We start from the raw sequence: 13,342 nt of genomic DNA, 5'->3' as shown, positions 1-13,342 counted from the left end.
GGAGAACCCGTATGACCACCGAAGTGACCGTGGCGGAACTGGCCACGCTGATGAAGAAGGCCGCCGGTGTCACCGTCGACCCGCACGACCTTCAGGGCCGGGTGGACACCCCCTTCGCCGAGTTCGGGCTGGACTCGCTCGGCCTCCTCGGCATCGTGGGCGAGCTGGAGAACCGGCACGGCCGGGCGCTCCCCACCGACGCGGAGCGGTGCAAGACGCCCCGCGACTTCCTCGACCTCGTCAACGGCGCCCTCACGACGGGAGCCTGACATGGCGGGACACACCGAGAACGAGATCACCATCGCCGCCCCCGTCGACCTCGTGTGGGAGATGACGAACGACCTGGAGAGCTGGCCGCAGCTGTTCAGCGAGTACGCGTCCTGCGAGGTGCTGTCCCGGGAGGGCGACACGGTGACCTTCCGCCTGACCATGCACCCCGACGAGAACGGCAAGGTGTGGAGCTGGGTGTCGGAACGGGTCGCCGACCGCGAGAAGCTCACCGTCCGTGCCCGCCGGGTCGAGACCGGCCCCTTCGAGTACATGAACATCCTGTGGGAGTACGAGGAGACCCCCGACGGCACTCGCATGCACTGGACGCAGGACTTCGCCATGAAGCCCGACGCCCCGGTCGACGACGCCGGGATGACGGAGATCATCAACCGCAACTCGCCCATCCAGATGGCCCTCATCCGCGACCGCATCGAGCAGGCCGCCGGCGAGCGGCGGACCGCACCCAGCCGGCCCGCCTGACGGCCGCGGTCGCGTAAGGAGAGCTCACTCATGCACCATGCCCTGATCGTCGCCCGGATGGCCCCGCAGTCGGCTCCGGACATCGCCGAGGTCTTCGCGGCCTCGGACCGCGGTGAACTGCCGCGCCTCGTCGGGGTGACCCGGCGTTCCCTCTACCAGTTCGGCGACGTGTACATGCACTTCATCGAAGCCGACCAGGACCCGGGGCCCGCCGTCGCACGCGTGGCCGACCACCCCGAGTTCCTGGACATCAGCAGGAAGCTCGCAGCGTACGTCAGCCCGTACGACCCGCAGACCTGGCGCGGTCCGAAGGACGCGATGGCGCAGTGCTTCTACCACTGGGAGAGAGACGCGGGCGCCCGCTGAAGAAGGAGGAACGGGAAAGGGGGCCGCCGTCCGTACGGACGGCGGCCCCCTTTCCCGTGCACCGACTCGCTTTCAGCAGGGGAGTCCCGGCATCAGGCGCAGGGCGTTGTCCCGGTTGATCCCCTTCAGTTGCCGGTCGGAGATGACGGGGTCGTTGTCCAGGGCGGGGGTGGTGATGTCGGCGACGACCTGTGCGGGAGTGGGCGGCCAGTCCGTGCCGAAGAGGATGCGGCCGGGATCCACGGTGGCGAGCAGGGTGGGCGTGGCCGAGGGAGACATGGGGCCCGCCGTGTCGAAGTAGAACCGGTGCAGATAGTCACGGACCCGGCCCGGCTCGATCTCGGGAGTGAGCTGCCCGCCGAAGAGTTCGAGCCGGGCGGCGATGTAGGGCAGGAAGCCCCCTCCGTGCGGAAGGATGAAGGTGAGGTTCGGATAGCGGTCCAGGGTGCCGTTCTTGATGAGGTTGATGGCGGCACGCGTGGTGTCCATCAGGAAGTCGCACACGAAGGGCGGCATTCCCGGCAGTCCCATGGCGGGATCGTGTCCCGCCGGTACCTCCATGGGGTGCGTGCTGACGATCGCGGACCGGTCGTTCAGTTCGTTCAGCAGGCGGTCGTGGGTGTCGTCGCCGAGGTAGACCCCGTCCATGCTCGTTCTCGTGCTCACCCCGACGGCACCGAGTTCGTCGAGGCCGTACTTGAGGCTCCACCGGGAGAGTTCCAGGTCGTCGAGGAAGACAGGCACGAAGAACCTGAAGCGCGTGGGGTGGCTTTCGACGACGTCGGCCGCCGCCTGCAGGGCGACCCGCGCGCTCTCCTGGCGCGCCGCGCGCTCACGGAACCGGCCGAGCATCGCCACCGTCATGACGGCCGTGCCGATGCCTGCCTTGTCCATGAGCTCCAGGGCCGCGTTCACATCCCAGCGCGTCCACCAGGGCAGTTTCTCGCGGTTGACGACCCCTCGTTGCTCCGCCCAGTCCAGCCAGGCCGGCGCGGTGAAGTGGTGGTGGACGTCTACGCGGCCCGCGGCGGTGCCGTCGGGGGCTGCTGCTGTCATCGCCATTCCTCTTCTCAGGTGCGGCAGAGCACCGTCTGCAGCACGTTCGTCAGCACGCGGTCCGCGTGCGGCATTTCGGCGTGCGCCCGCCACGCGACGAAGCCGTCCGGGCGTACCAGGACGGCGCCGTCCTCGGCTGTGCCGTGCGCCTTCGCCCAGTCGGCATCCGCCTCGGGAACCAGGTCGCCATCAGGGCCGTGGCCCACGAGATACGCCTCGACGGGAACGCCGGTCTTCTCGGCGGCCTTCTTCGCCGCGTCCCGCCACACCTGGCCCGCGGGCCCGGCGAGGACGACGAAGGAACGCTCGTACAGGTCCAGCGTGGAGATCTCGGCGCCTTCCCTCCTGACCCACATATGAGGTGCGCGGCTGCCGGGATCGCCGCCGAGCTGGAAGTCGTCCGGGACCACGGGCAGCTCCGGGGAGGCGCCCATCACGGCGTTCGACGCATAGCGGTAACAGAGCGCGACGGTCATGAGGTCCGCGGGGTCGTTGTTGCGTCCCGCCGCGGGACTGAATCCCGGGTGCTGCTCCTCGGCGGCCTGCAGGCACGCCCGTGCGCTGGTCGCCACGGCGGCCGGACGTCGTTCCTGCTGGTAGGTGTCGAGCAAGGGCATGCCCGCCCATCCGCGCAGGACGGCGGCCAGCTTCCAGGCGAGGTTATGGGCGTCCTGAATTCCGGTGTTGGAACCGAACGCCCCGGTGGGCGGCATTTCATGGGCCGCGTCACCGGCCAGGAAAACCCGGCCCCGCCCGTAACTGTCCGCGACACGGTTCGCGGCGTGCCAGGGCGCCTTCCCGGTGATCTCCACATCGATGTCCGAGGCGCCGGCGGCCGCGCGGATATGCGCCGCACAGCGTTCGTCGCTGAAGTCCTCCAGGGTTTCTCCACGGTCCGGGAACCACGGAACGTGGATCACCCATCGTTCCTCGTTGTCCACCGGCAGCAAAGCCCCTTCGCCCAGCGGGTCGGTGATATAGCAGACCACGAACCGCTTGTCTCCGACGTAATCCTTGAGTGCTTTGCTGCGGAAGGTGATGCTGACGTTGTGGAAGAGTTCGCCGGGCCCTGACTGGCCGATTCCCAGAGATCTGCGGACCGGGCTTCTGGGGCCGTCGGCAGCCACCAGGAAATCAGCGTGCACGGTACGGGTCTCACCGGTGTCCCGGTGCATGATCTGCGCCTGGACGCCTTCCCGGCTCTGTGTGAAGGACAGCATTTCCGTGCCGAAACGGATGTCTCCGCCCTGCCGGGCACGGCTCAGCAGTACCGGTTCGAGGTCGTTCTGGCTGCACAGGCACCAGTTCGAGGAGCTGACCCGGGACACGTCCATGCCTGCGGAGATGTCCCGGATGATCCAGCGGCGCCGGCCCCTGGCGAGGGTCTCCACCTGAAGAACGCCGTCGTTGCCGGCGAGCGCGGAGGCGGCCTCGCGGATGTCCGGCTCCAGTTGGGCGGTCCGGAAGAGCTCCATGGTGCGCACATTGTTCCCACGGCCACGTGGGTGCGTCGACGTCCCGGCATGCCGTTCCACGAGCATGTGCTCAATTCCGAGGCGCCCCAGGAAAACCGAGGTGGAAAGCCCCACCAGGGATCCGCCTACGATGAGAACTGGTACAGATTCCACTGCGCTTACGCTCACTGATTTCCTACCCATCCGGCGGTGCTCAGTCCGGGGCGTCGAGGACCGGTCTGTTCATCAGTGTGTACCGCGGGAGTTGAGCATGCGATGTGGAGCGCACTGTGCTGGGCCGGCTGGGTCAACGAAGCATTGCGCACACGTCATCCGGCGGCCCGCCCCATATGGCCCAGCAGCGTTTGCCTCACCGTTCCGCACGGGAAACCGTTGCCACTGAACCGCTGGAATCCACCCTCGACCCCGGGACCAGTCATGACGCAAGCGTTCGCATCTGAGGAAATGTCATCCGAAGAGGCCGCGGCCGCGGCCTCGTCCTGCAGCCGGGAGTTTCGCGCCAATCCGCATCCCGTCTACGCGAAGCTCAGGGAGACAGCCCCCGTATGCCCGCTGTCGCCTCCCCACGGGGTCGAGACGTACCTCATCACCCGGTACGACGACGCGCGTGCCGCCCTGGCCGATCCCCGGCTGAGCAAGGACATGTACGGCGCCCTCGACGCCTACCACCGCATCTTCGGTGACTCGTCGATCGCTCTGGACGACAACATGCTCTTCTCGGATCCTCCGAAGCACACCCGCCTCAGGAGGATCGTCGGCAGCACGTTCACCCCGAAAAGGGTGGAGTCACTGCGTCCGCGCGTTCAGAAGGTCACCGAGGAACTGCTGGACCGATGCCCGGCGTCGGAGTCCGTGGACCTGCTGCCGGAGTTCTGCTTCCCGCTGCCGCTCGTGGTGATCTGCGAGCTTCTGGGCGTCCCGGAGAACGAACGCAAGCAGGCCCAGGAATGGTCCGCCACCGTCGCGCAGACCGGTTTCGGACCGGAGGCGCGAAAGGCGCTGGAGGTGGCCGAGGGCAACCTGCGCGACTACCTGGTGGACCTGTGCGCACGAAAGCGGACGGAGCCCGACTCGGGCCTGCTCAGCGCACTGGTCACGGCCAAGGACCAGGAGGGCGCGCTCACCGACCACGAACTCGTCTCGACGGCCTGGGTGCTCCTTTTCGCGGGCCACAAGTCGACGGCGTACCAGATCGGCAATGCCGTCTACCACCTGCTCAGCCGGCCGGATCAGAAGGAACTGGCGCTGCGGGACGCGAACGCCATGAGCGCGGCCATCGAGGAGATCTTCCGGTTCGAGACCTCCGTGGAGAACTCCACCTTCCGCTACGCCACGGAAGACCTCGTGATCCGGGACACGCTCATCCCCAAGGGGGCGCTCGTCCAGATCTCGATCACCGGGGCCAACCGCGACCCGGAGATGTTCGCCGCACCCGACGAGATGGACGTCCGGCGCCCGAACGTGCAGGCCACCCATCTCGCGTTCGGCTTCGGCCCGCACTACTGCATCGGCGCGCCGCTGGCCCGTCTGGAGATGCAGATCGCCCTCACCACGCTCTTCGGGCGGTACCCCCGGATGGCCCTGGGCGTGGCGCCCAAGGACGCACGCTGGCTGACCGTGCCGTTCCCCGCCTTCCGCGGGCTGGCGGAACTCCCCGTCGTCCTCGACCCGTCCTGACGTGACCGGTTCCCCGCCTCAGGCACGTGTGCGAGTCGTGCGGCTGCTCCGCGTGCGCGAGGGAATGGAAGCCGACTTCGTGACGTCCTATCGCGGTGTGCAGGAACGCGCCGTGCGCTGTCCCGGACACCTCGGCGAGCAGCTCTGCCGCTCCGTCGACGATCCCACCCGCTGGCTGCTCACCAGCGAGTGGGAGAGCCTCGACGCCATCAAGCGGTGGCGCACCGATCCCGATCACACGGCTCTGGTCGAACCGATGAACGCCTGTCTGCACGACGACCGCTGGACAGCGGTCTTCGAGGTCACGGACGTGGCGGACGGGCCAGATACCGCTCGACGGTCTCCACCTTCGAGGTGAGGCCGTTCTCCACACCGGGGCGGATGTCCGCCTTGAGGACCAGGGAGACGCGCGGTGCCCGCTCCTCCACCGCGGCCACCGCACGCCTGACGACGTCCATGACCTCGTCCCACTCGCCCTCGACGGAGGTGAACATCGCGTCGGTCCGGTGGGGCAGCCCCGACTCGCGGACGACCCGGACGGCGTCGGCGACGTACTCCCCCACCTCTTCGCCGACGCCCAGCGGCGTCACGGAGAAGGCGACGATCATGCCTTCGCCACCTTTTCCTGGCGGGCGCGGGAGGCGATGACCGCGTCCTCGGCCTCGCGGCGCAGCTTGCGCTCGGCGAAGAAGCCGCCCGTGGGCAGGACCGACAGGACGAAGTAGAGGGCGGCGGTGCCCAGCGACCACTTGGTGCGGTTCCAGGCGTCCGCCCAGAAGATCACGTAGAGGATGAAGAGAACGCCGTGGATCATGCCCATCACCGGCACGGCGTTGAAGTCCGTGGTCCGCTTCAGCACCGAGCAGACGAGCAGGAGGAGGAAGGAGATCGCCTCGGGGCCCGAGACCAGGCGCAGGCGGCGGAGGGCGGTGGCGGTCTTGATGTCCACGGGTCACCTTCGGTTGGGAGATACGTCGAATGTACGTCGATGTACGTCGATGGTCCGGCCGTTTGTGAACGCACGCACAAGCGTGCGTCCATTGAAGCAAACGGTGCCCCTAGGGGTGCGGTCAGGGTCGATCTCCACCCGCGGGACCTGTCGGAGGTGCCTCGCTGCGGCTACCTTCGCTGCGTGGCGATGTTCCGACTTCAGAGCAGCAAGGTGCTCGCCGTCGACATGACCGGGGATGCCGTCAAGGCCAAGAACGGCTCGATGGTCGCGTACGACGGGCAGATGGCCTTCAAGAAGCTGAGCGGCGGCGGTGAGGGCATCCGGGGGATGGTGACCCGGCGGCTCACCGGAGAGCAGATGACGGTGATGGAGGTGAAGGGTCAGGGGACCTGCTGGTTCGCCGACCGGGCCAGTGAGATCAACCTCGTGACCCTCCAGGGCGACACGCTGTACGTCGAGTCGAGCAATTTCCTGGCGGCCGACGCCGGGCTGCGGACGGGGACCAGCTTCACGGGGCTGCGCGGGGCCTCGCAGGGCAACGGGCTGTTCACGACGACCGTCGAGGGCCACGGCCAGGCGGCGATCATGTCGGACGGGCCGGCGGTGGTGCTCCGGGTCAGCCCGCAGTACCCGCTGACGGTCGACCCGGGGGCGTATGTCGCGCATCAGGGGAATCTGCGGCAGTCCTTCCAGTCCGGTGTGACGTTCCGCACGCTCATGGGAGAGGGCGGCGGCGAGGCCTTCCAGATCCGGTTCGAGGGGGACGGACTGGTGTACGTACAGCCGAGCGAGCGGAACACGATCGCGGGGGACGTCTGACATGCCCTTCCGGGAGATCAACTCCAAGATGGTCGAGGCGACGGTGGCACCCGGCCTGCGATTGTTCAGTCAGCGCGGGGCGATGCTCGCCTACCGGGGCGAGGTGTCGTTCACGCCCAACACGGCCGGCGGCCAGGGCGGTCTCATGTCGATGATCGGGCGCCGGGTGGCCAACGAGGACACGCCGCTGATGACCGTCGAGGGCAACGGCACCGTCCTGTTCGGACACGGCGGCCACCACGTCCAGGTGATCAACCTCACCGGCGACACCCTCTGCGTCGAGGCGGACCGGCTCCTCGCCTTCGAGGGCACGCTCCAGCAGGGGACCCTGTTCCTGGGCTCCCAGGGCGGGGTCATGGGGATGGTGCGCGGGCAGGTCAGCGGCCAGGGCCTGTTCACGACCACCCTGACGGGGCACGGCGCGGTGGCCGTGATGGCCCACGGCGGCGTCTTCGAGATACCGATCACCCCGCAACGCCCGGTGCATGTCGACCCGCAGGCCTACGTCGCCCACCACGGCGACGTACGCAACAAGCTGTCGACGGCCCTGGGCTGGCGCGACATGGTGGGCCGCGGCTCCGGCGAGGCGTTCCAGCTGGAGCTCAGCGGCAGCGGCGCGGTGTACGTCCAGGCCTCGGAGGAGAAGCTGTGAGCGCGTACGGAGTCCCGGGCGGACCGGCGGTCTTCGACCCGATGACCCTGCCGTCCGACGACAACGTCAACCCCTACACCTTCTGCGTGGAGCTCAAGGGGAGCCAGTGGTTCCTGCAGAAGGGGAAGATGATCGCCTACTACGGGTCGATGGAGTTCAACGGCATCGGGCACGGCCGGCTGGACCGCCTGGTCCGTACGTCCTTCCATTCGCCTCTGCACGCGAGCGACTGGGTCGTGGCGGAGGGCTCGGGCAAGATGCTCCTCGCCGACCGGGCCTTCGATGTGAACTCTTACGACCTGGACGACGGCAATCTGACCATTCGCTCGGGCAACCTGCTCGCTTTTCAGCCAACTCTGTCACTGAAGCAGTCGATTGTGCCGGGCTTTCTGACACTGATCGGAACCGGAAGGTTCGTGGCCGCGTCCAACGGCCCTGTGGTGTTCATGGAACCCCCGATCCGGGTGGATCCGCAGGCGCTCGTCGGCTGGGCCGACTGCCCCTCGCCCTGCCACCACTACGACCACGGGTACCTGACCGGCGTAATGGGCGGTCTACGTGCGATGACGGGCCTCGGCGGGGTCTCCGGGGAGGAGCATCAGTTCGAGTTCGTGGGGGCGGGCACGGTGCTGCTCCAATCGAGCGAGACCCTGATGGCGGAGCAGGCCACGGGAGCGGTTCCGCAGGCTGACGGCGTGCCCGGAGGCGGGGGGCACGGCCCGCAGGGACAGCAGGCCGGGATACCGCGCCTTCCCGGACAGCTGGGGGACCTCCAGCGTCGCTTCGGGCTGTGAGCGGTAGTCTGCGGAGTGTGACGTCGAACGCGTGCGCACTGTCACAGAAAAACCCTCACTAGTTCGCCTTTCAACCTTTTAGGTAGACTTCATTCATGGAGACCGAGACGGCCACGCGCTGGCTGACCGATGCGGAGCAGTGTGCTTGGCGCACCCACCTGGAGGTCAACAGGCTGTTGACGTACCAGCTAGAGAAGGACCTGCAGCCGTTCGGCCTGACAATGAACGACTACGAGATCCTGGTGAACCTCTCCGAGTCGGAGGACGTACGGATGCGGATGAGCGACCTCGCGTCCGCCACCCTCCAGTCCAAGAGCCGGCTCTCGCACCAGATCACCCGGATGGAGAACGCCAACCTGGTGCGGCGGGAGAACTGCGAGTCCGACCGCCGCGGGCTCTACGCGGTCCTCACCGAGCACGGCATGGAGACGATGAAGAAGGTCGCGCCGCATCACGTGGCGTCCGTGCGGAGGCACTTCATCGACCTGCTGCCGCCCGAGGCCCTGACAGAGCTCGACAAGGCCCTCAAGCCCATCGCGGAACACCTGCGGGGGCAGCGCGGACGTCCATGACCCGGACGCCCCTCACGTCCGGGCGAGCGGCAGGCGGAGTTCGAACAGGGCTCCACCGGCCGGCGCCGCACCGACGGTGAGCGTGCCGCCGTGCCGGGCGGCGACATCGCGGGCGATGGCGAGGCCCAGACCGGCGCCGCCGTCGTCGCGGCTGCGGGCGGCGTCGAGCCGCACGAACCGTTCGAAGATGCGTTCCCGGTCGGCCTCGGGCACCCCGTCCCCGTCGTCGGCGACCCCCAGTACCGCCCGGTCGCCCTCCCGGCGCACGGTCACGTCCACCGCCGAACGGGCGTGCCGCCGCGCGTTGTCGAGCAGGTTGGTGAGCAGCCGCTCCAGCTGCCCCCGGGAGCCGGTCACCTCGGCCGGCTCCGCGCGCACGGTCACGCCGGTCCGCCCCTCGGCGGCCTCCCGGGCCAGTGCGGCGAGGTCGAGCCGCGCGTCGGCGGGCCGCTCCCCCGCGTCCAGCCGGGCGAGCAGCAGCAGGTCGGCAGCGAGGTGCTGCAGCCGTACGGTGTCCTCGACGGCGCCGTCGAGGTCGAGCAGCTCCGGGTGGGCGGCGGCCACCTCCAGCTGGGTGCGCAGGGAGGCGATGGGGCTGCGCAGCTCGTGGGAGGCGTCGGCGACGAAGCGCCGCTGGCGTTCCACCGAGGTCTCCAGGGCGGCCAGCGTCTCGTTGGTGGTGCTGGCGAGCCGGGCGATCTCGTCGTGTGTGTCCGGCTCGGGCACACGGCGCGCGAGGTCCTCCGACGCGGTGATCGCGGCCATCTCACGGCGGATGGACTCGACCGGGCGCAGCGCGCGGCGGGTGACCAGCCAGGTCACGCCCGCGACGACGCCGAGCAGCAGCGGGAAGCCGACGAGCATGGCCGTCAGCGCGGTGCTGACGGCGCCGTGTTCGGCCGACAGCGGTGCACCGGCGTAGACGGTGAGCCGGCCCTGGGCCGGGGTCTCGACGGTCACGGCGGCGAACCGGTAGTCCTCCGTGTCGCCGTCGATGGTCGCGGACCCCTGGGTGAAGCTGGTCTCCTCGCCGATCTCACCGGGTTCCAGGGACTCGTCGGCGTTGTGGGCGTCATCGGCGTCGTCTGCGTCGTCGCCGGTGTCCTCGCCGCCGCCCCTGCGGGGCTGCGGTTTCACCCTGTCGGTGCTCGTGCCGCTGATGCGTTCCAGGTCCTCGCTGACCGCGACCAGTGTCCCGCCGTCGTCGACGATCTGGACCGGGCCGTCGTCCGTGTCCAGGGACAGCTTGCCGTACGGCGTGCCGGCGGCGAGATCGGCGGCGACCGTCCGCGCGGAGCGCTCGGCCTGGGTGCCGGCCTCGCCGAGCAGGTTGGAGCGCAGGGACAGCAGGACGGCGGCGCCGGCGGCCACGAGCGCCACCGCGACCACCAGGGTGGCGCCGAGCGTCGCCCGGGCCCGTACGGACCCGAAGAGACGCCTCATCGGGCCGTCTCCAGCCGGTAGCCGGCGCCGCGGACGGTGCGGATGAGCTCGGCGCGCAGTTTGCGGCGCAGGGTGCTGACGTAGACCTCGACGATGTTGGGGTCGCCCTCGTAGGCGAAGTCCCAGACGTGTTCGAGGATCTCGCCCTTGGACACCACCTCGCCGGCCCGCACCACGAGATGCTCCAGCACGGAGAACTCCCTGGCGGTCAGGGTGACCTCGGCGTCGCCGAGGAAGACGCGGCGGGCCGCGGTGTCGACCTTCAGGTCGCCGTGCACGTGCACGGGTGAGGCTCCGGCGCCCTGGCCGCGGCGGCGCAGCAGCGCCTTGATGCGGGCGACGAGGACGACGTAGGAGAACGGCTTGGTGAGGTAGTCGTCCGCGCCCGTGTCGAGGCCCTCCGCCTCGTCGTACTCGCCGTCCTTGGCGGTGAGCATCAGGATCGGCACGTCGTGGCCCGCGGCGCGCAGGGCGGCGCAGACGCGGTAGCCGTTGAGGCCGGGCAGCATGATGTCGAGGATCACGAGGTCGTACGACCCCTCGGTGGCCTGGTGCAGGCCCTCCCGGCCGTCATGGACGACGTCCACGGCGTATCCCTCGGCCGTCAGGCCCTTGGCGAGCGACAGGGCGAGCCGCTTCTCGTCCTCCACGATCAACAGGCGCATGGGTTAAAGGATCGCAAAGCGAAGCTGAAGATCGTTTCAGGCGGTTTCAGGTTCCTCTCAGCGTCGGTCGGCGAGAGTCGTTCCCGTCGAAAACGAAGCGACTCAGGAGGAAACCGCATGAAGCGCAACATCGTGATCGCCGCTGTGACCGCTGCCGCTCTGATCGGGGGCGGTACGGCGACGGCTCTCGCGGTCTCGGGGGACGACGGGGGCGTGGCGCGGCAGGCGGATGCGCGGCTGTCGGACGACGGTGTGCGGGACGACGACGGGGGTCGGGACGACGACGGTCGGGACGACGACGGGGCGCGGGTGGACTCCGCCTCGGTGACGGCGGCCGACGCGATCGCCTCCGCCCTGCGGCACACGCCGGGGACGGCCGTCTCGGCCGAGCTGGACGACGAGGACGACGGCGGCAAGGTGGTCTGGAAGGTCGACGTGCTGTCCGGCGGCGACAGCCGGCACAGCGTCCGGGTCGACCCGGGGACCGGCAAGGTGCTCGGCTCGTACGCCGATCAGGAGGACGACACGGCTCAGGTGCGGGGGGCGCTGAAGGGGGCGTCCGTGACGGCCGCGGAGGCCGCTGAGGCGGTGGCCGGCAAGGGCGAGGTCACCTCGGTGGACCTGGACGAGGACGGCCGGTCCCAGGCCTGGGAGGTGGAGTCGTACGGCTCCGGCAAGGCCGAGCAGGACTGGCGGGTGGACCTGAAGACGGGCAAGGTCACGGCGGACCGTGCCGACGGCTCGGACGACGCGGACGGTTCGGACGACGACTGACGCCCCGGTACGGCGGAATCCGGACCGGCGTGGGGGCCGGCGCCGGGGGTTCCTCGCCCCCGCCGCCCCTACCCGTCCCACCCCCAGGGGCTCCGCCCCTTCAACCCCACCAGGGGCTCCGCCCCTCGACCCCGGCGGGGACTCCGTCCCCTGCACCCCTGGAAAGGCCCCTTGCACCTCAAGGAACCCGCCCAGGAACCCAGCGGAGACCACGCGCCCTGCACCACCGGACGGGGAAGAGACCGCGTCCCCTGCACCGCTGGACAGGGCTGCCCCTGCCCCCCGGCAGGCACCACGCGCCCGCTCTGGAGGGACGCAGGGGATCCGCCCCCGCGTTCGTGGGCTGGGCGGTCAACCTGCCTGCGTGAGGCCCGCCACCAGTTCGTCCGCCGCCCGGTACGGGTCCAGTTCGCCTGCCGTGATGCGTTCCGCCAGGGCGCCCAGGCGGCGGTCGCCGTGGAGGTCTCCGATGCGTTCTCGCAGGGCCGTGACGGCGATGGTCTCGACCTCGCGGGCGGCTCGGGAGAGGCGGCGTTCGGTGAGGACGCCGTGTTCCTCCATCCAGGCGCGGTGCTTCTCCAGGGCTTCCACCACCTCGTCGACGCCCTCGCCGCGTGCGGCGACCGTCTTGACGATGGGCGGGCGCCAGTCGCCGGGGGCACGGGACTCGCCGAGGCCCAGCATGTGGTTCAGCTCGCGCGCCGTCGCGTCGGCGCCGTCGCGGTCGGCCTTGTTGACGACGTACACGTCGCCGATCTCCAGGATTCCGGCCTTCGCCGCCTGGATGCCGTCACCCATTCCGGGCGCCAGCAACACCACGGACGTATCCGCCTGGGAGGCGATCTCGACCTCCGACTGGCCCACTCCGACCGTCTCCACCAGGATCACGTCGCAGCCCGCCGCGTCCAGGACCCGGATCGCCTGGGGCGCGGCCCACGCGAGGCCGCCCAGGTGGCCTCGCGTCGCCATCGAGCGGATGTAGACGCCGGGGTCGGAGGCATGCTCCGACATGCGCACGCGGTCGCCGAGCAGGGCCCCTCCGGAGAACGGGGAGGACGGGTCCACCGCCAGGACGCCGACCCGCTTGCCCTGCTTGCGGTACGCCGTCACCAGCGCCGACGTGGATGTCGACTTGCCGACGCCGGGCGAGCCCGTCAGGCCGACGACGTACGCCCCGCCCGTCAGCGGCGCCAGGGCCGCCATGACCTCCCTGAGCTGTGGGGACGCCCCCTCCACCAGGGAGATCAGCCGGGCCACGGCCCGCGGCCGGCCCTCCCTGGCCTGGGCCACCAGTGTGGAGACGTCCTGCATCACAGCTCCGTTCACGAGAAGAGACCGGCAGAAGAG

General features: G+C 69.6%; 17 protein-coding genes. 10 read left to right on the top strand and 7 right to left on the bottom strand.

Annotation, left to right across the window (positions count from 1 at the left end; translation table 11 throughout):
- Nucleotides 1–11 precede the first annotated feature (11 nt).
- Genes NW895_RS12305 through NW895_RS12295 form a run of 3 tightly spaced genes read left to right on the top strand, consistent with a single transcriptional unit; the run spans nt 12 to nt 1,116 of the window.
- Nucleotides 12–269, top strand: a complete 258-nt coding sequence (locus tag NW895_RS12305; RefSeq protein ID WP_289935465.1) for an acyl carrier protein — start codon at nt 12–14, stop codon at nt 267–269.
- A gap of 1 nt (nt 270) precedes the next feature.
- Nucleotides 271–750: an SRPBCC family protein gene (locus tag NW895_RS12300; protein ID WP_289935464.1), complete on the top strand. Its 480-nt coding sequence runs from the start codon at nt 271–273 to the stop codon at nt 748–750.
- 30 nt (nt 751–780) lie between these two features.
- Complete coding sequence (locus tag NW895_RS12295; RefSeq protein WP_289935463.1) at nt 781–1,116, top strand: TcmI family type II polyketide cyclase; 336 nt, start codon at nt 781–783, stop codon at nt 1,114–1,116.
- 72 nt (nt 1,117–1,188) lie between these two features.
- Here NW895_RS12295 and NW895_RS12290 read toward each other — a convergent pair whose 3' ends face one another.
- Together NW895_RS12290 and NW895_RS12285 are read right to left on the bottom strand one after the other, a co-directional pair.
- Entirely contained in the window at nt 1,189–2,172 is a 984-nt protein-coding gene (locus NW895_RS12290) for an amidohydrolase family protein (protein ID WP_289935462.1), read from the bottom strand.
- Between the two features lie 14 nt (nt 2,173–2,186).
- On the bottom strand, nt 2,187–3,830 hold the full coding sequence (locus NW895_RS12285) for an FAD-dependent monooxygenase (RefSeq protein WP_289935461.1): 1,644 nt from the start codon (nt 3,828–3,830) through the stop codon (nt 2,187–2,189).
- Between the two features lie 234 nt (nt 3,831–4,064).
- Between NW895_RS12285 and NW895_RS12280 the strand changes: the two genes are divergently transcribed.
- The gene (locus NW895_RS12280; protein ID WP_289935460.1) at nt 4,065–5,324 is read left to right on the top strand and encodes a cytochrome P450; all 1,260 of its coding nucleotides are present in this window, start codon (nt 4,065–4,067) and stop codon (nt 5,322–5,324) included.
- 1 nt (nt 5,325) lies between these two features.
- Nucleotides 5,326–5,682 carry an antibiotic biosynthesis monooxygenase family protein gene (locus NW895_RS12275; RefSeq protein ID WP_289935459.1) on the top strand — a complete coding sequence of 119 codons (357 nt, stop codon included), beginning with the start codon at nt 5,326–5,328 and terminating at the stop codon, nt 5,680–5,682.
- Here NW895_RS12275 and NW895_RS12270 read toward each other — a convergent pair.
- Nucleotides 5,627–5,932 carry an MTH1187 family thiamine-binding protein gene (locus NW895_RS12270; RefSeq protein ID WP_289935458.1) on the bottom strand — a complete coding sequence of 102 codons (306 nt, stop codon included), beginning with the start codon at nt 5,930–5,932 and terminating at the stop codon, nt 5,627–5,629. The two genes, NW895_RS12275 and NW895_RS12270, sit on opposite strands and share 56 nt — an antisense overlap.
- Nucleotides 5,929–6,273 carry a DUF3817 domain-containing protein gene (locus tag NW895_RS12265; protein WP_289935457.1) on the bottom strand — a complete coding sequence of 115 codons (345 nt, stop codon included), beginning with the start codon at nt 6,271–6,273 and terminating at the stop codon, nt 5,929–5,931. The genes NW895_RS12270 and NW895_RS12265 overlap by 4 nt, the downstream gene beginning before the upstream one ends.
- A 189-nt stretch (nt 6,274–6,462) precedes the next feature.
- Here NW895_RS12265 and NW895_RS12260 point away from each other — a divergent pair, with 189 nt between their 5' ends.
- From NW895_RS12260 to NW895_RS12245, 4 genes are all read left to right on the top strand, one after another.
- Nucleotides 6,463–7,095: an AIM24 family protein gene (locus NW895_RS12260; RefSeq protein WP_289935529.1), complete on the top strand. Its 633-nt coding sequence runs from the start codon at nt 6,463–6,465 to the stop codon at nt 7,093–7,095.
- A gap of 1 nt (nt 7,096) precedes the next feature.
- On the top strand, nt 7,097–7,747 hold the full coding sequence (locus NW895_RS12255; protein WP_289935456.1) for an AIM24 family protein: 651 nt from the start codon (nt 7,097–7,099) through the stop codon (nt 7,745–7,747).
- Nucleotides 7,744–8,541, top strand: a complete 798-nt coding sequence (locus NW895_RS12250) for an AIM24 family protein (protein WP_289935455.1) — start codon at nt 7,744–7,746, stop codon at nt 8,539–8,541. The genes NW895_RS12255 and NW895_RS12250 overlap by 4 nt, the downstream gene beginning before the upstream one ends.
- Before the next feature lie 95 nt (nt 8,542–8,636).
- Nucleotides 8,637–9,113 carry a MarR family transcriptional regulator gene (locus tag NW895_RS12245; protein ID WP_289935454.1) on the top strand — a complete coding sequence of 159 codons (477 nt, stop codon included), beginning with the start codon at nt 8,637–8,639 and terminating at the stop codon, nt 9,111–9,113.
- A gap of 12 nt (nt 9,114–9,125) precedes the next feature.
- Here NW895_RS12245 and NW895_RS12240 read toward each other — a convergent pair whose 3' ends face one another.
- Complete coding sequence (locus NW895_RS12240; RefSeq protein ID WP_289935453.1) at nt 9,126–10,556, bottom strand: HAMP domain-containing sensor histidine kinase; 1,431 nt, start codon at nt 10,554–10,556, stop codon at nt 9,126–9,128.
- Complete coding sequence (locus NW895_RS12235) at nt 10,553–11,221, bottom strand: response regulator transcription factor (RefSeq protein WP_289935452.1); 669 nt, start codon at nt 11,219–11,221, stop codon at nt 10,553–10,555. The genes NW895_RS12240 and NW895_RS12235 overlap by 4 nt, the downstream gene beginning before the upstream one ends.
- Before the next feature lie 117 nt (nt 11,222–11,338).
- Here NW895_RS12235 and NW895_RS12230 point away from each other — a divergent pair, with 117 nt between their 5' ends.
- Nucleotides 11,339–11,995 carry a PepSY domain-containing protein gene (locus tag NW895_RS12230; RefSeq protein ID WP_289935451.1) on the top strand — a complete coding sequence of 219 codons (657 nt, stop codon included), beginning with the start codon at nt 11,339–11,341 and terminating at the stop codon, nt 11,993–11,995.
- 351 nt (nt 11,996–12,346) lie between these two features.
- Here NW895_RS12230 and meaB read toward each other — a convergent pair whose 3' ends face one another.
- The gene (gene meaB, locus NW895_RS12225) at nt 12,347–13,306 is read right to left on the bottom strand and encodes a methylmalonyl Co-A mutase-associated GTPase MeaB (protein ID WP_289935450.1); all 960 of its coding nucleotides are present in this window, start codon (nt 13,304–13,306) and stop codon (nt 12,347–12,349) included.
- Between the last annotated feature and the right edge of the window lie 36 nt (nt 13,307–13,342).

The organism is Streptomyces sp. S.PNR 29 (assembly GCF_030386795.1).
Classification (GTDB): domain Bacteria; phylum Actinomycetota; class Actinomycetes; order Streptomycetales; family Streptomycetaceae; genus Streptomyces.
The sequence above is the reverse complement of the archived record's forward strand: the minus strand, read 5'-3'. Positions and strand labels throughout refer to the sequence as shown.